General features: G+C 49.8%; 15 protein-coding genes and 1 tRNA gene. 10 read left to right on the top strand and 6 right to left on the bottom strand.

Annotated features, from left to right (window positions below; genetic code table 11):
• Positions 1 to 79 precede the first annotated feature (79 nt).
• From panC to G7064_RS11640, 8 genes are all read left to right on the top strand, one after another.
• Positions 80 to 937 (top strand): pantoate--beta-alanine ligase, encoded by an 858-nt coding sequence (panC, locus tag G7064_RS11675; RefSeq protein ID WP_166073712.1) that lies wholly within the window; start codon positions 80 to 82, stop codon positions 935 to 937.
• 136 nt (positions 938 to 1,073) lie between these two features.
• The gene (locus tag G7064_RS11670) at positions 1,074 to 2,600 is read left to right on the top strand and encodes a S8 family serine peptidase (protein WP_166073711.1); all 1,527 of its coding nucleotides are present in this window, start codon (positions 1,074 to 1,076) and stop codon (positions 2,598 to 2,600) included.
• A gap of 174 nt (positions 2,601 to 2,774) precedes the next feature.
• The gene (panD, locus tag G7064_RS11665) at positions 2,775 to 3,122 is read left to right on the top strand and encodes an aspartate 1-decarboxylase (RefSeq protein ID WP_100338329.1); all 348 of its coding nucleotides are present in this window, start codon (positions 2,775 to 2,777) and stop codon (positions 3,120 to 3,122) included.
• Positions 3,123 to 3,192: 70 nt separating this feature from the next.
• Positions 3,193 to 4,245 carry a lysylphosphatidylglycerol synthase transmembrane domain-containing protein gene (locus tag G7064_RS11660; RefSeq protein ID WP_133271193.1) on the top strand — a complete coding sequence of 351 codons (1,053 nt, stop codon included), beginning with the start codon at positions 3,193 to 3,195 and terminating at the stop codon, positions 4,243 to 4,245.
• Positions 4,229 to 4,711 (top strand): D-glycero-beta-D-manno-heptose 1-phosphate adenylyltransferase, encoded by a 483-nt coding sequence (gene rfaE2, locus G7064_RS11655; RefSeq protein WP_166073710.1) that lies wholly within the window; start codon positions 4,229 to 4,231, stop codon positions 4,709 to 4,711. The genes G7064_RS11660 and rfaE2 overlap by 17 nt, the downstream gene beginning before the upstream one ends.
• 23 nt (positions 4,712 to 4,734) lie before the next feature.
• Entirely contained in the window at positions 4,735 to 5,412 is a 678-nt protein-coding gene (locus G7064_RS11650; protein WP_133271195.1) for a zinc metallopeptidase, read from the top strand.
• 208 nt (positions 5,413 to 5,620) lie between these two features.
• Positions 5,621 to 6,760 carry an acyl-CoA dehydrogenase gene (locus G7064_RS11645; RefSeq protein ID WP_166073709.1) on the top strand — a complete coding sequence of 380 codons (1,140 nt, stop codon included), beginning with the start codon at positions 5,621 to 5,623 and terminating at the stop codon, positions 6,758 to 6,760.
• A gap of 157 nt (positions 6,761 to 6,917) precedes the next feature.
• Positions 6,918 to 7,841 carry a helix-turn-helix domain-containing protein gene (locus G7064_RS11640; RefSeq protein ID WP_084443435.1) on the top strand — a complete coding sequence of 308 codons (924 nt, stop codon included), beginning with the start codon at positions 6,918 to 6,920 and terminating at the stop codon, positions 7,839 to 7,841.
• 93 nt (positions 7,842 to 7,934) lie between these two features.
• Here G7064_RS11640 and G7064_RS11635 read toward each other — a convergent pair whose 3' ends face one another.
• The 3 genes from G7064_RS11635 to G7064_RS11625 are packed head-to-tail and all read right to left on the bottom strand — an operon-like array spanning position 7,935 to position 9,861.
• A complete protein-coding gene (locus G7064_RS11635; RefSeq protein ID WP_166073708.1) occupies positions 7,935 to 8,702 on the bottom strand; it encodes a geranylgeranylglyceryl/heptaprenylglyceryl phosphate synthase in 768 nt (255 codons plus the stop codon).
• Positions 8,680 to 9,486 (bottom strand): hypothetical protein, encoded by an 807-nt coding sequence (locus G7064_RS11630; protein ID WP_166073707.1) that lies wholly within the window; start codon positions 9,484 to 9,486, stop codon positions 8,680 to 8,682. The genes G7064_RS11635 and G7064_RS11630 overlap by 23 nt, the downstream gene beginning before the upstream one ends.
• Positions 9,487 to 9,489: 3 nt before the next feature.
• The gene (locus G7064_RS11625; RefSeq protein WP_133271199.1) at positions 9,490 to 9,861 is read right to left on the bottom strand and encodes a phage holin family protein; all 372 of its coding nucleotides are present in this window, start codon (positions 9,859 to 9,861) and stop codon (positions 9,490 to 9,492) included.
• A 150-nt stretch (positions 9,862 to 10,011) separates the two neighbouring features.
• Between G7064_RS11625 and G7064_RS11620 the strand changes: the two genes are divergently transcribed.
• Positions 10,012 to 11,154, top strand: coding sequence for a J domain-containing protein (locus G7064_RS11620; protein WP_166073706.1), 1,143 nt, complete (start codon positions 10,012 to 10,014; stop codon positions 11,152 to 11,154).
• Between the two features lie 129 nt (positions 11,155 to 11,283).
• On the opposite strand, the gene nagB is transcribed toward G7064_RS11620, so the two are convergent.
• The 3 genes from nagB to G7064_RS11605 all read right to left on the bottom strand — a co-directional run bounded on the left by nagB (position 11,284) and on the right by G7064_RS11605 (position 14,981).
• Positions 11,284 to 13,200, bottom strand: coding sequence for a glucosamine-6-phosphate deaminase (gene nagB, locus G7064_RS11615; protein ID WP_166073705.1), 1,917 nt, complete (start codon positions 13,198 to 13,200; stop codon positions 11,284 to 11,286).
• 309 nt (positions 13,201 to 13,509) lie between these two features.
• The gene (locus G7064_RS11610; RefSeq protein ID WP_205711111.1) at positions 13,510 to 14,595 is read right to left on the bottom strand and encodes a glycosyltransferase family 2 protein; all 1,086 of its coding nucleotides are present in this window, start codon (positions 14,593 to 14,595) and stop codon (positions 13,510 to 13,512) included.
• Positions 14,596 to 14,908: 313 nt separating this feature from the next.
• Positions 14,909 to 14,981 (bottom strand) — tRNA-Phe (locus G7064_RS11605).
• Between the two features lie 155 nt (positions 14,982 to 15,136).
• Between G7064_RS11605 and G7064_RS11600 the strand changes: the two genes are divergently transcribed.
• Complete coding sequence (locus G7064_RS11600) at positions 15,137 to 16,528, top strand: (Fe-S)-binding protein (protein ID WP_166073704.1); 1,392 nt, start codon at positions 15,137 to 15,139, stop codon at positions 16,526 to 16,528.
• The last annotated feature ends 34 nt before the right edge of the window (positions 16,529 to 16,562 follow it).

The raw sequence follows: 16,562 nt of genomic DNA, 5'->3' as shown, positions 1-16,562 counted from the left end.
GGATGCACAAAATTAAACATTTTTAAGCGAAAGTTCAATAAAACCCACCTGCGGGTCCTTCCCGCAGGCCTTCTACCTTATGGAGATACTGCAATCGGCCGCCGCGTTGCAAGCCCAAACTGAAAAATGGCGCCGTGAAGGTCAACGCATTGGTTTAGTGCCTACTATGGGCGCCTTACATGATGGTCACCTGCGACTTGTACAAGCCGCCGCCGCTGAAAACGACGTAGTAGTAGTCAGTATTTTCGTTAATCCGACTCAGTTCAACAACCCCGACGACTTTCGGCTTTATCCGCGCCTGCCCGAAGCTGACGCTGCTTTGCTCGGGCCGGCTGGCTGCACAGCGCTATTCTTGCCCTCAGTAGAGGAAATGTATCCTGAGCAGAGCAAGCTACGCTTCGATTTTGGCTCTCTGGAGCAAGTGATGGAAGGGGCCCACCGTCCCGGTCATTTTAATGGGGTAGCTACGGTAGTAAGCAAGTTGTTTCACCTGAGCCGCCCCCATCGGGCATATTTTGGCCAGAAGGACTTGCAGCAAGTTGCCATCATTCGCCAGTTGGTTGCTGACTTGTCATTTGATTTGGAGCTTATCACTTTCCCTACCGTTCGCGAGACTGATGGCCTAGCTATGTCCTCGCGCAATAGGCGGTTGTCGGTTGAGGCTCGAAAAAAAGCCCCCCAACTCTATAAAGCCTTACAATTGGGTGCCAGATTATTAGAAGAGAACCGGCCTGTAGCTAGTGTAAAGAATGAGGTGCTCCAATTTCTGGCAATGGAAGAAGCCATTACGCTGGAGTATTTTGAAATAGCTGATGCTTGCACCTTACAAACAGTAGAAGAACTTACACAGCCTCAAGACGTAGCTCTCTGCATTGCTGCATGGCTGGCAGAAGTGCGTTTGATTGATAATTTATTGATTAGTGCTAAAAGCCTATAGCGCAATACTATAAAGCCCATACAAATCAATATATAGTAAAATTTAAAAGGAAAATTAATATTTTTTCTACCAAATGGATTAGATTAAATATTATTTGAATTATGTTAGTGCATTGATAAATCATATAAACTCAAGCATGAAGCACAAACACTTTACTCCCAAATTCCTTTCTTGTTTAGGTCTTGGCCTTCTTTTCACCTTTGGGTGCAGCAAAGAAGAACTGACTCCAAGCGAAAGCCTTAGCGCTAGCACCTCGCAGGAAGCAGCTTCTAACGCATCTAACTCCGCTAGACTGAGTTCTAACCACTATATCATTATTGCCTCCGGCGAAAAATTGCCTGCAGATATTGCTGACAAGGCTAAGTCGGCTAACGGTACTGTAACTGCTCTGCTCGATGAAGTAGGTATCGCGTCGGCAACTTCTGATGATCCAAGCTTTGCGGCCAAGGCATCCAAAATTGCTGGTGTAAAGTCTGTTGTTAGAGATTTTACCTTCCAAGGATTTGACCCAGAAGCAGAGAAAGTAGTTGAAATCGATGCTACCTATGGCAATCCGCCAAAAAGCGGTGATAATGATACCTACTTTGATCTCCAGTGGGGCCATGATGCTATCAATGCTCCAGAAGCGTGGAACGCTGGCTATCGGGGTAAAGGGGTTCGAGTAGCCGTTCTGGACTCAGGATTTGACTTGGATCATCGCGACTTGGCTCCAAATATTGATTTGGCAGCCAGCAAAAACTTTGTTCCTGGCGAAAAACTTAGCTATGCCCTTACAGGTGTAGGAAGCCACGGTACGCACACTGCCGGTACCATTGGAGCTGCTGATAATGGACTGGGTATCATTGGTGTTGCTCCCGAGTCAAAGTTGATTTTAGTGAAAGTGCTGAGAGACTCTGGCTCCGGCAGCTTCTCTTGGATGCTTGAAGGTATTTTGCATGCTGTAAGCCAAGGCGCTGATGTAATTAACATGAGCTTAGGGGCTGGTATACCACGGAACGGCAAATACTTGGATGATAACGGCACCCCAGACAATCCTGCGGATGACTTTGTTGTATCCGATACGAAAGCAACTCAAGAACTGATTGTTGCGATCAGTAAGGTAACGGCTTACGCTGCCAAGCAAGGCGTAACGATTATCGCTGCAGCTGGTAACGATGGTATCGATGGCAACAAAGACCGGAACTTGGTTCAAATGCCCGCTGATGCACCCCACGTGATTTCTATCTCGGCTACCTCTCCTCGGGGCTGGGCGCTTAATCCGCTTACCGCTAACCTTGACTTTTTGGCTACTTACTCCAACTACGGAACCTCGGAAATCGACTTCGCTGCTCCCGGTGGTGATACAGCTTATCCAGGTAACGAGATTGCTAAAATAGGCCCGGTTACACAGTATGTGTATGTATTTGATCTTGTTTTCAGCACAGGTAGTAATCTGAATCCAGCTACTTCCTCCTACTATTGGTCAGCGGGTACCAGCATGGCTGCACCACACGCTGCTGGCGTAGCTGCACTCATCGTTGGCAAAAACGGTGGTCAGATGGATCCAGCAAAAGTGGAAGCCGCTCTGCGCGCTTCAGCTGATGATTTGGGCAAACCAGGTCGTGATCCACAATATGGTCATGGCCGCGTAAATGCTTATCGTGCAGTAGCTCCTGCTAACTAGGATAAGTAAGGTTATAAAAAGCCCCCCAGGCAAGCCAGTAGCAATACTAGGCCACCTGGGGGCTTTTTTGTGAAGCGGTAGTAAGCTGTCGGTTATCAGCAGAAAGCGAGTCGATGGCACAATCAGGCCCGAACCCTTATCTTTGCCGCCCTTATTTCACCCGCATTCTTTCTCATGCATATCGAGGTTCTAAAGTCTAAAATTCACCGCGCTAAAGTCACGCAGGCCGAACTGCATTACGTAGGCAGCGTCACCATCGACGAGGACCTGCTCGACGCTGCCAACATGGTAGAAAACGAGAAAGTGACGATAGTTAACGTAAATAACGGCGAGCGATTTGAAACCTATACCATTCGCGGGGAGCGCGGCTCGGGTATGGTGTGCCTCAACGGGCCTGCTGCCCGGCGCGTGGCCGTAGGGGATATCGTTATCATCTTTTCATACGCCCTCATCGACTTTGCGGAGGCGCGTGCGCACAAGCCCACGCTTGTTTTCCCCGATCAGCATAACCGGTTAGTGTAGCTTAACTAGCTGTTCGTTCTTATGTCTTGAGGAATGATCAGCCAGCTAATTATTTAACAAGTCAAGCAGCATGAAGCAACTGCTCTCTATACTCAAGTACGCACTGTTGGTATCCTTATCGGGGTTGCTGATGTGGTATGCCGTGCGGGGGCAGGATCTGAGCCGTATCGGCGAATATGTACGTGGGGCCAATTATTTCTGGCTACTTGTCACCATGGCTATATCCGTATTGGGATATCTGAGCCGCGCTTACCGGTGGAAAATGCAGATAGACCCCACCGGCTATAAAGCCTCCTACTGGGATGTATATCATGCTATGATGGTGGGCTACCTCGCGAATATGGTACTGCCCCGCATGGGGGAAGTGATTCGCTGCTCCGTGCTGCGTCGGAGTAGTGGCGTACCTGTGCAAATATCGTTGGGTACCGTTATCGCGGAGCGCTTCATTGATGTGCTGATGCTTCTAGGGCTGTTGGGAGTCACGCTGCTATTGGAGTTTGATAAATTCTGGTCGTTTGTAATGGGCTTGCTAACTGATAACTATGAGTCATTTGCGGCCTACCGAACTACCTTGCTGGCTATTGCTGGCATTTCATTGCTTTTGCTTTTGCTGGCAGTGTACGCCCTCGTTAGGAATCTGGAAAGGCTGCGTCAGAATGCGTTTTTCAACCGGATTGTTGGACTGGCAAAGGGGTTACTGTCGGGTATATTTAGTGTGCTGAAGCTCGAGAATAAAGGCGTGTTTTTGCTGCATACGCTCTTCACCTGGCTGGTTTATTATCTGATGGATTACCTAGCCTTTTTCGCCTTTCCTGAAACTTATAACCTAAGCATGATGGCTGCCTTGGCGGTGCTCACCTTCGGGGCATTTGGGATGGCGGCACCGGTATCAGGCGGTATCGGCACATTTCACGTAATGGTGCAGGCTACGCTGCTTGTGTATGGTGTTTCAAAGGAAGCCGGTATTGCCTATGCGCTGGTGGTGCACGGTTCTCAAACTCTATTGGTCGTCCTGATGGGTGGAATAAGCTTTGTGTGGAGTATGATAAAATCAGGTCGGATAGCCCGCCGTAGCGCCATATCTTTAGCCGTAGCTACAACTGCCGATGTGGAGCAAGGATAAAATTATTGATCGTAATAAGGTAGCACCATTGCTGGAGCAGTGGCGCACGGAGGGCCGCCCGGTGGTTTTTACCAATGGCTGCTTCGACTTGCTTCATCTGGGGCACGTCGATTATCTGGAGAAGGCGCGTCACTTAGGTGGAGCATTAGTAGTGGGTCTGAATACCGACGCTTCTGTCAGTTGTTTGAAGCCGGGAAGGCCGCTGCAAGACGAAATGTCACGGGCACGCATCCTGGCGTCCCTTTTGTTCGTCGATGCCGTAGTGCTGTTCGATGAGCCTACGCCGCTGGCCCTGATTGAATTGATCAAGCCCGACATTCTGGTGAAGGGCGATGACTATGCAATCAGTGGAATTGTCGGCCACGAATTTGTGTTGAATAGTGGCGGGCAGGTACTTACCGTACCGCTCGTAGCCGGCTACAGTACCACGCGGATCGTGGAGCGCATACGTCAGCTTCCTTCTTAACTTTTACTTTTCTCTCCAAGCCCATGTATTTATTCCTCATTCTGGCGATGGTTGTAAGCTGGCTGATTCAGTGGCGCTTGCGCAGCAAGTTCTCTGAATACGCCAAGATAGGTCTGCAATCAGGCTTGTCCGGTAAGCAAATAGCCGAGCTTATGCTCGCTGATCATGGCATTACCGATGTGCGCGTTATTTCTACCGAAGGCCGTTTGACCGACCACTATAACCCCGCTGATAAGACCGTAAACCTGAGCGAGGCCGTGTATGAAGAGCGTTCGGCAGCGGCGGCAGCAGTTGCAGCCCACGAGTGCGGGCACGCCGTGCAGCACGCTACGGCCTACAGCATGTTGCAGTTCCGCTCCGCTATGGTGCCCGCTTTGAGCGCCGTATCGAAGTTTATGCCTTTCATTCTCATTGCGGGTGTATTCATGATCAACACCTCTATGATTCCGCTGGGTATAGGCATTGCGTTATTCGCTCTCACCACCTTGTTTTCCTTCGTTACGCTGCCAGTTGAGTTTGATGCCTCGAAACGCGCGCTGGCCTGGATTGACAAGCGAGGCATCGTGACAACCTCAGAGCATGCTATGGCCAAAGATGCTCTTTGGTGGGCTGCCATGACGTATGTTGTCGCCGCTCTCAGCTCCCTAGCAACGCTGCTTTACTACGTTAGCATCTTCATGGGTGGCCGCAGCCGCGACTAACTTGATGATTGATTGTGCTAAGTAGATTCGTATACTAAAAAAGCCCCCAATATCTTTGGGGGGCTTTTTAACATTTTAAGCTAGACATTTGTATCACTCAGTCAGTTATTCATGTGGCCAAGTCGCACTCGAATGAGCGTAACTTGCCCGTCTCTGCCGAGTTAGTGCTTACCTTTCCACCCACGTTTCCCACCCAAGCTTTTTACGAATGGATTTTCAGTTCACCGAAGAACAACTAGCCGTACAAGCGGCCGCCCGCGACTTTGCCCAATCTGAACTTTGGGCCGGCGTAATCGAGCGCGACGAACACCAAAAGTTTCCTGCCGAGCAAATCAAGAAGATGGGCGAGCTCGGCTTTATGGGCATGATGGTTAGCCCTGAGTACGGCGGCGGCGGCATGGATACGGTATCCTATGTGCTGGCGATGGAGGAAATCTCGAAAGTAGATGCCTCTTGCTCAGTTATCATGTCGGTGAACAATTCGCTGGTATGCTGGGGTTTAGAGAAATACGGCACGGAAGAGCAGAAGCAGAAATACCTGCCTCGCCTCACCAGCGGCGAAATCATTGGCGCCTTCTGCCTTTCTGAGCCAGAAGCGGGCTCGGATGCTACCATGCAGCGCACTACCGCTGAGGACAAAGGCGACCATTATCTGCTCAACGGTACCAAAAACTGGATTACCAACGGCTCAACGGCCTCGGTGTATCTGGTCATTGCCCAAACTAATCCTGAGCTAAAGCATCGCGGCATCAACGCCCTTATTGTGGAGAAAGACATGCCTGGGTTTGTGATTGGCCTGAAAGAAAACAAGCTGGGCATCCGCGGCTCCGACACGCACTCCCTCATGTTTACGGACGTGAAAGTGCCTAAGGAGAACCGCATTGGCGAAGATGGTTTCGGCTTCAAATTCGCCATGCAAGTCCTTGCTGGCGGTCGTATCGGTATTGCGGCTCAAGCACTGGGTATTGCTTCTGGTGCTTTTGAGTTAGCCCTGAAATACTCCAAAGAGCGCAAAGCATTTGGGGTTGAAATATCTAAGCATCAAGCTATTCAGTTCAAGCTGGCTGACATGGCTACCAACATCGATGCAGCTCGTCTGCTGTGCCTGCAAGCCGCCCAAGACAAGGACAACCATGTTGACTATGCCAAGTCAGGCGCTATGGCTAAGCTGTTTGCCTCTAAAGTAGCTATGGAAACTACCGTAGAAGCCGTACAGGTGCATGGAGGCTATGGTTTTGTGAAAGAATTCCATGTGGAGCGCTTCATGCGCGACGCCAAAATCACTCAGATTTACGAAGGAACTTCCGAGATTCAGAAAATTGTAATCTCGCGGGAATTATTAAAATAAGAAGTTCATAGCTTAAAATTCAGATTATTTGCATTAAACCCAGTCAGAAAATGACTGGGTTTTTCGTTATTGTGAATTTTTATATGTTGTTTTGCATTGTCTACGTTTAGACGACTGTGCGGCCCCCTAGATATCCCTACCCAAAACATCCCCGAATATGGAAGATTACAATAAAGTGATTGAATCGCTTGGTGTACGTTACATCAAGGCGAAGAACCTGGTATTGCAACAGCCGTTTACGGTGCGCAATTATTATGATGTTGGTAACAATCTGATATTACTGCACAAAGGCCATATTGCCTTTGGCGATGAGGAGCAAGCAGTAGAAGAAGGTGAAATGCTGTTCATTCCCGGCGGGCGCGCTACAAAAGTGAACTACGGCGGCTCTGGGGGCAAATTGATCACCAACGACGACCTGATCAGCAATAAGGATAAGTTTTTCCATTCCAACTCTGACCTCGACCTCATTGGCGATGCGGAAGAGAGTCATAGCCACGTAAGCTTTGAGGCCAAGGTATTTGACTCGGTCAACTTCTTCGCCTCGCTGGATGTGCCGGCTTTCCTGATTACGAATAACTCCAAGCTGGCTAACCTAGTCATTAAAGTTGTAGAGGAGAGCTTGCAGGAACTGCCCGGTCGTGAGCGTCTGATCACGATTTACACCGAGAACATTGTAGTCGAAATCGTGCGCTACATCTTGAAAAACAAGATGTTTGTGGAGCAACTGGCTACCAACAGCACCTACTTCAAGGATCCACGCCTGATTGACCTGTTCAACTACATTAAGGAGAACATTGGTGGCGACTTGTCCAATAAAGTCCTGTCGAGCGTGGCCAACGTATCGGAAGACTATGTAGGCCAGTACTTCAAGATGCTGACCGGCATCAACCCACAGGACTACATTGAATACCAGCGCATGGAGCGCGCCGTATTTCTGCTTCGCACTACCAAGAAGAGCATCCGCGACATTGGCAAGGAAGTGGGCTACAAGGACACGGCTTATTTCTGCCGTCGCTTTAAAATGATGTTCGGTATCCCAGCTGGCAAAATGCGCCGCCGCGAGTCAGCGATGAATATCTAATTACAGCTTATAACCACCAAAAAAGCCCCCCAGACGTAGGTCTGGGGGGCTTTTTTGCTGTAAAGCCAACAGCTTTTTCTCCAAAGAGGTAATTTATACTGTATCCAGCACTGCGTTGAAGCTCTGAATAACTCCAGATACCTCCGCTAGGAACTGGGGGGCTTTTTCAATCTGATTACCGACCACAATAACGTCAGCACCGGCCTCTAGAGCTGCCTGCGCTTTGTCCGTCGTGTTGATGCCGCCGCCCACTATTACGGGCACTTCTACCGCTTCCCGCACCGCCCGAATCATCGCTGGAGTAATGGGATACATGGCGCCGCTGCCACCATCAAGATACATCAGGCGCAGCCCGAGTTGCTCGCCAGCCATGGCCGTACAGGCCGCAATGCTGGGCTTATCGTAGGGTAGGGGCGTAGTACCGCTCATATAGCTGGCGGTAGTCTGTCGGCCGGTATCTACGAGCATATAGCCAGTAGGCAAAATCTCAAGGTTGCTAGCCCTCAGCAACGGCGCTGCCACCACATGTTGGCCAATCAGGAAATCAGGGTTGCGACCCGAAATAAGTGACAACAACAGAATTCCGTCGGCTTGAGTGTCTAAGTGCAGACTATGACTCGGAAACAGCAGTACGGGCACCGTGCTGTTACTTTTAATAAAAAATATGAGCGACGCCTGGTGAGCATTCATCACCAGGCTGCCGCCCACAAAGAAGTAATCGATAGGATGAGCCTCGCTCAGTGCTAGCAAATGCCGACAGCCGGCCTCGTTCAGTTGGTCGGGGTCGAGGAGCACAGCCAGGGATTTCTGGCCGCGCTGACGGCGGTTGCTAAGCGTTTCATAGAGACTGCTGTGGCGCATCCGCGTCGTCGTGGTGATAAGTAAAGTCGATGTCCTTTGTCTCCGGCTCCATATGCGTTACCGTCGGATTGTCTGCAAGGTCGGAATTTTTGTTCACTGGCAAATATTCACCGACTTTTTTGGCCACATACGCCATTAAAACAGCTGTTACCTGAGCGGTCAGCATCTTACCCGTATCCGACTGCAGAAAACTTTGCAATACAGAAGCTACCATACTGGGTTGCTTCTGGGAATACGACTGGCTAGCATCAAATGCTGGCACCGGCAAACGGCGCTCATCATCGTAAGCTAGAGGAGGAAAAGGGTCGGTTTCGGCGGAGGCATGATATACATCAGGCGCCAAATCGGCCCGGCCGGCGGCCGGGTGCTGTTGGCCGCGGTCAAACTGGTGTCCACCACCGAAGCCGTAGTCGTCGCCAACACTCTGGCGGCTGGTCTCGTGCACTGCCGGATTAGAAACATAAGACGCCCGATGCGCGTTTTTGCTCTGCTTTCTTTCCAGCTTTTCGCGCTTCTTCTGTGCCTTGCGAGCCAGACGGTCGTCCTCAAACTCTTCGTAGCCCTCGTTGTCATCATCGTCCGAATCGTCGCGGCTACGCAGTGCTTTAGAAATCAGCCAAATGCCCCCCAGAATGCCTGCTCCAATGGCGGCATATTTGCCCACTTCCTGTGTTTTCTCTTTGATGTGGTCAACGTCGCCCAGCAGGGCACGCTCGTATTCGAGCTTCTGGCGCTCCAGAAATTCTTTTTCGTCCTCGAATAACGGGTTGTGTAGCTCTGCCATGAGTTAGTTACGCTTATCAGATTTGTAAATTGTGTTATCCAATGTCTTGTTGGCCAGGCCCTGAAATAGCTTCTTGTCGACGCCTACGACAAAGATGATCAGCAGCAATAAGTAGAAGCCCGCCAGTACCCCAAAACCCCAGTAGGGGCTGTCGAGCGCCTCATTGAGTACCAAGCCTAGAAACACATTGAGAAAAATGAAAAAGAACAGCCCAATTATCGCCATTGTAGCACCGTGCGCGGTAGCCACAAAAGCCGTTTTTGCCTTCTCCTGCGCTTCAAGGCGCACCAGATCAATGCGCGTATCGAGGTAGCCTTTCAGGTTGCCTATCAGGCTGTCATTGGGGGGCGTTTTAGAGTCGTCGTCGAAAGCCATACGGCGTAGGATAGAATGGAAAGAAAAATTGTTAGTAGGTCGAAGGCCGGAAAAAGCGCCTAACAGCTGGTTTTTCGAGCCAAATGCACATACGAAAAAGGCGGGTTTGTGTCTGAAAATTGAATTACTTTTACCCTATACTGCCGTGTTTTGAGTCAGAATCATTATCAAGTTTTAGGTGTAGGAGCCACGGCGTCGGCCCACGATATAAAGGCGGCGTATAAGCGCTTGGCCATCCAGTACCACCCCGATAAGCACGGCGGTAGCACCCGATACGAGGAGCAGTTTAAGGCCGTAAACGCCGCTTATCGGGTGCTCTCCGATGCAGGCCGTCGCGCTGTCTACGATCATCAGTTGCGCCGCGCCGCGCAAGCACTGGAGGCACAGCGTCAGCAGCAGGCTTACCGGCAGCAGGGCCAGCGCGTGTATGGTGTGCCTATGCCGCCCCCACCAGCCCCTATGCGCACCCGCACCCCAGCGGGGTCGGCGGAGCGCCACTACCGCTCTATTCCGAAGCGCCGAAAATTTACGCGCCGCGACTATCTCCTAACAGCTGGGTTCATTGGGCTATTCGTGCTGTTTATATTTTCGGTGAAAGTGACCATGGACCACGTAACGGCTGTGGGAAATTATGATGACGGCCTGCGCGCCTACGCCGAGGGGGAGTGGAGCACCGCGCACAGCTTTTTTTCCGAAGCCCTGCACTTCAAACCCAACTACACGGAGGCACTGCGTCGTCGCGCCGAAATCACGGAGTTGGTTTATCATCAGCCCGCCGTGGCGCAAAATGACTACCGTGCAGCGCTGCCCAACACGACGCACCCCGCCGACCGAGCTTTTATTCTACACCGTTTGGGCCGCTATGAAGCGCGCCAGCAGCAGCCTACCGTAGCCGATCAGCTGCTCACCCAAGCCGTGACTCTAGACTCAACCCGTGCCGGTGCTTGGATACTGCGGGGCGAAATACGATTGCTCACCAAACGGCAATTCCGCTTAGCCATCCGCGACCTGAGCACGGGGCTGCGGCAGCGTACCGTGGCGGGTAGGGCCCCCACGTTGTATGCGCTTACCTTGCGTGGCCTCGCCTACTACCGCCTCGGCGACTACGGCCGCGCCCAACAAGATTATCAGCTGGTAGCTAAAGCCAACCCTACTAATGGGCAGGTGCATTATTTGTTGGGGCGGGTGGCTCAGCGCCAGGGCCAGCAGGAAGAAGCATGCGCTGCATTCACGCAGGCCCTACGACTGGGCTATAGTTTTGCCAGTGCCGCGCAGAAACAAAGTTGTCAGTAAGAAGTCATCATAGCCCTGAAAAAAGCCCCCCAGCTATCTGAGGTATAGCGCTGGGGGCTTTTTTCAGGGCTTCGACACACAATGGCAAGTAATTGGTCGAGCAGAAGACTTAACCAAAAAATGAGGGTATTAGTAATGCCAGCGTACAAACGCTTCAATACCTTCATACTCAGGCAAACCTAAGCGGTCGTAGATCTGCGCAGTGGTACGGTTGCGCTCCTCGGCCCGCTGCCAGAATTCGCGCTGATCAGCACCAGGAAACAACGGCCGGTCCTTCTGCGACTGGTGCTTGAAGATGGCCCGCCGCTTGCGCGTCAACTCTTCCGGGCTGATGGGTACCGCCATTTCAATCTGATCCACATCCCATTCCTGCCATGCCCCGCGGTAGAGCCACACCCAGCAATCCTGCAGCCACTCAGCGCCTTCTGCTTTTAACCGCTGTACTGCCTGAAAAATGGCTGATAGACAAACGCGGTGTGTGCCGTGCGGATCGGATAGGTCGCCGGCGGCGTAAATCTGCTGGGGCCTGATTTTATTCAGCAAATCGATGGTAAGCTGGATATCCTCTTCCCCCAAGGGCTTCTTGCGTACGCGTCCGGTTTCATAAAACGGCAAGTCCATAAAGTGCGCGTTCTCGTCGGGCACACCCGCGTACCGGCACGCCGACTTCGCCTCACCCCGCCGTATCAATCCTTTAATTTGCTGTACCTCACCTGAATCAACTTGACCGGGGGCCTTATTCTGCAAAAAGTCGACGACGCGCCTGTATAAGTTTTCAGCAGGCTGCTCATCGAGGCGGAAAGCTTCGTCATAGTCGGCCACAAATTCGGCGAAACGAATAGCTTCTTCATCGAATACCGCGATGTTGCCCGACGTTTGATAAGCTACATGCACCTCGTGGCCTTGGTCAACCAAGCGCAGAAAAGTGCCGCCCATTGATATGACATCATCATCAGGGTGGGGGCTAAAAATGAGCACCCGCTTCGGAAACGGCTCTGCTCGCTCGGGTCGGTGCGAGTCATCCGCATTAGGTTTGCCCCCCGGCCAGCCCGTAATGGTGTGCTGCAATTCATTGAACACCTTGATATTAATACTATAAGCCTGTCCCGATTCAGCTAGCAAATCCGATAATCCATTCTCATTGTAATCTTGGTCAGTGAGCTTGAGTATTGGCTTTTGCAACTGACGAGCCAGCCAGGTAGTTGCCTTGCGCACGAAGGCGGCATCCTGCCAGTTGCAAGGCAATCCAGCGAGCCAGGGCGTTTTTCGGGCAGTCAACTCAGCCCCGGCAGCCTCATCCAACACGACGCGCACATGGGGATGCTTCTGCAGGTACGTAGCTGGTACCGAGTCCGTCATGTCGCCCTCGGTCATGCGCTTTATGACGGCCGCTTTGCCCTCGCCCCATGCCAGCAGCACTATCTCCTGGGCTTCCAGAATAGTGCCCACGCCCATCGTAATAGCGCGGCGCGGTACGTTCTCCTCTCCATAAAAGTCGCTAGCCGCATCGGTGCGGGTAATATGGTCGAGGGTGATGAGGCGGGTACGGGAGGTAGCACCCGAACCAGGCTCATTAAAACCAATATGGCCGGTGCGTCCAATTCCCAGAATCTGTAAATCAATTCCACCGGCTTCTTTGATTTTCTCTTCGTAGCGCCGACAAAACTCTGCAACTCCCTCCGCGGGCACCGTGCCATCCGGAATATGCACATTGCCCGCCGGAATATCGACGTGGTCGAATAAGTATTCCCGCATAAAACGCACGTAGCTCTGCAGAGACTCGGGTGCCATGGGAAAGTACTCGTCCAGGTTAAATGTTACAACATTCTGAAAGCTAAGCCCTTCCTGCTGATGCAAACGAACCAACTCCTCATACAAGCGAGTGGGGGTAGAGCCCGTTGCTAAGCCGAGCACACAGCTTCGTTTCTCCGATGCCCTCTGCTTGATCAAATCAGCAATATGATGCGCTACAGCTACGGAGGCCTGTTCTGAATCTGGGTAAATGGTGGTGGGTATACGTTCTGTGGAGGCGTTTAGCAAGTTCATAGAGACTGACGGATAAGATAAAGGAAACTTATCAAAAAAATGCTCTACGTCAAACTTACAAGCCGATAATCAAAACAAATTATATAATAAAGAAATAAAATAATAATGTATGCTTATCCAGATTTTACAATAAAGAGTGTTGCGGCAAGTGCCTGATAATAAAATAATAATAAAATATGTTATGTGCTAAACTGTCTCCTTTTATATATTGAAACATATGATAAAATTCACTTATCATAAAGTTGTTTTGTTGTTATATATGTAGATAAAGAATTTTATAAAATATACCTTTAATTTTTGATAAAGCAGTTAAAAAGTAAAAGGCAAGAGTAATAACTTAATTGTTTTACCCGGGAATATAAATTTAGACCATAAATATTTTATATGATTGTATCCTATAAAATATTTCAAGTAGAATTTGAAAAGAGAATACAATACGCGCCTATGCTTGCTCATTGTGAATGCGCCTTTAGCCTGTACCAAAGCAGCTTCAGTATCAGTAAAGTATAGATTATTGGCTAAGGAAGCACAGTAAATAGCATAATTTGTGAGAGCTGCATTTCTTAAACTACTACGCTTGTCGATAGGTAAGTAATTCTGAATAATGTTAAACACCTTTATTATATCTCTTACATTTTGTCCGGTTTTTATAGAATGCTGAGTAATGCTATTATTAGTTAGGTATCGATAGTGCGCTAAACATTTAGGTGAATACGCAACCGGAAAATGTGCTGCTATTCTAGTCCACATCTCCCAATCTTCGCCGTAGTGTACCGCGAAAAAGCTCCCTAACTGTTCATACACACTTCTTTTTACTACGATAGCGGGCGGCTGTACTCGAATAGTAATAGCCATTTTTAGTAAAAAGTCTTTTACAATGCCTTCCTCCCTTTCAAATGGAGGGTTTATAAACATTGCATCTTCAGTCATATAGGCTATATGTGTGAAGGCAGCACCTGCTTCAGGATATTTAGTGAATAACGTATCTATTTCAGTGTAAAATCCCGGCGCCACTTTATCATCGCCGTGTAAAAGATGGACCCGATGGCCAGTAGAAAGGTTTAGACAGCTTTCAAGATTACGTAGGCTCCCGAGGTTACTAGTCTGTTGGAAAAATTCAACCCTGTTCTTTCCAACAGCGTCCACTAATGCCTTCACATCACCATCAGTACTGCAGTCATCAACAACTGCTATTTGCATCAGTTCGGGCCCTGGGTCCTGTGCAAGCACACTCTCTATCGTCTCCTGCAAATACTGCAAACAATTATACGTGGGTATCATCACCGACCACATAGGCCGGTGAACGTGTGCAGGAACCGCTGCAATCGTAGGTGGAACACTTGGTATGCGCTCCAAGGGAGTTGCAGTGTCAGCGGACGGCATTTTGACTTTCATCGATACCTATACATCCTAAGTGTATGTCTATAAGATATATCCTTAGTTGTAGGCATAAAATAGGGAAGTTTCTGGCAACAAGTTAATTATTTATAGTAAAAATATAAAATTAATCATTTTGATAAAAGATGTGATGTATCCTTGTAATAACATTTATTGATTTATTGTGTTGAAATTCAGGTTGATATACATTTCTATAAACCGTTTCCCAAGACAACGTATGAATTTCCCTTTTAATACGATAGCTAATGGCAAATCGAAATTGCCTTAAAACGAAAAGCCCTCTCTGCAAATCGCGGAGAGGGCTTTTTTGTGGTAACGGTTGGAATCGAACCAACGACACCAGCATTTTCAGTGCTGTGCTCTACCGACTGAGCTACGTTACCAACTTTCCTTTGCCCTTTACGGCTTAGGAGTGGCAAAAGTAGTAAACCAAAAGCAAGCTGCAACACTTACCTTAAAAAAGTTTTCGCCTAAAATCTTAAATTTGTTAGGCATAACGAGTACTTTTCGGTCGAACCCACCACCCAACTGCTTTCCCGTGACTATCGAAAACATTATTTTCCTGCTAGTAGCCATTATCGGCTTCGGCTTGTTTGCCTGGCAAGCGCGAAAGATCCGCGCCAACATCCTAGTAGGCCGCGACCGGGATATGTCGGGCAATATCGGGGAGCGGCTGCAAAAAACCTTGCTGGTAGCGTTTGGGCAGCAGAAAATGTTCAAGCGTATTACCCCAGCCCTGTTGCATCTTGTGGTGTACGTGGGGTTTTTGGTGATCAATATTGAAGTAATAGAAATTGTAATTGATGGTGTATTCGGCACCCACCGTGTTTTGCAGTTCCTAGGACCAGTATACAATGTGCTGATGGCGACCAATGAAATTTTGGGTGCGCTGGTGATTGTAGCGGTTATTGCTTTCTGGTGGCGGCGCAACGTGAAAAAGGTGCGTCGCTTCTCCGGGCCCGAAATGCGCGCTTGGCCGCGCATTGATGCCGATATGATTCTATACATCGAAGTAGTGCTAATGGTAGCGCTGTTCGTGATGAACACATCGGATCTGAAGTGGCATCGTCTGCAAAATCTGGAGATGCCGGGTTCATTTCCAGTTAGCTCATTACTGTTAGGCATATTTCCGAGCGACTTGAACTTGCTGCACTTCTTGGAGCGTGCAGGGTGGTGGGCACACATCGTGGGTATTCTGATTTTTCTGAACTACCTGCCGAGCAGTAAGCACTTTCATATCATTATGGCCTTCCCGAACGTGTACTACTCGCGGCTAGTGCCGCAGGGACAGTTCTCGAACGTGGACAGCATTACCCACGAGGTAAAAGCCATGATGGACCCCAGTTATCAGGTGCCTGCACCACCAGTAGGGCCCGATGGCTCGGCGTTGGCGCCTACTTCGTTTGGAGCCAAAGACGTAGAAGATTTGGCTTGGACTAATCTGCTTAACGCGTACTCATGCACGGAGTGCGGACGTTGCACTGCCTCGTGCCCGGCTAATATTACGGGTAAGCTGTTGTCGCCGCGCAAGATTATTATGGATACCCGCGACCGGATGGAGGAGAAGTACAACTCTCCATTGATTTTTCAGCCTAACCAATACGGTGACGCCAGCAAAGGCACGGAGCGGGTAAAAGTAGAAGCTGATCAAAACACGTTGCTGCGTGGTAAAGTAACGCCCGAAGAGCTGTGGGCTTGCACAACCTGCAACGCCTGCGTGGAGTCGTGCCCAGTGAATATTAACCCGCTCGAGGCTATCATTGAGATGCGCCGCTTCTTGGTGCTAGAAGAGTCGGCTGCACCGCATTCGTTGAATGTTATGTTCTCCAACATTGAGAATAACGGTGCGCCGTGGGCTTTTTCGCCCTCCGACCGCTTCAATTGGGCCGATGAACTGTATTTGGCCGAGAAACAAGCTGTAACAGCATAAACCAAAGCGTCATGCCACCCAACTTATAGCATGA

The organism is Hymenobacter sp. HDW8, from assembly GCF_011305775.1.
Classification (GTDB): Bacteria; Bacteroidota; Bacteroidia; order Cytophagales; family Hymenobacteraceae; genus Hymenobacter; species Hymenobacter radiodurans.
The sequence above is the reverse complement of the archived record's forward strand: the minus strand, read 5'-3'. Positions and strand labels throughout refer to the sequence as shown.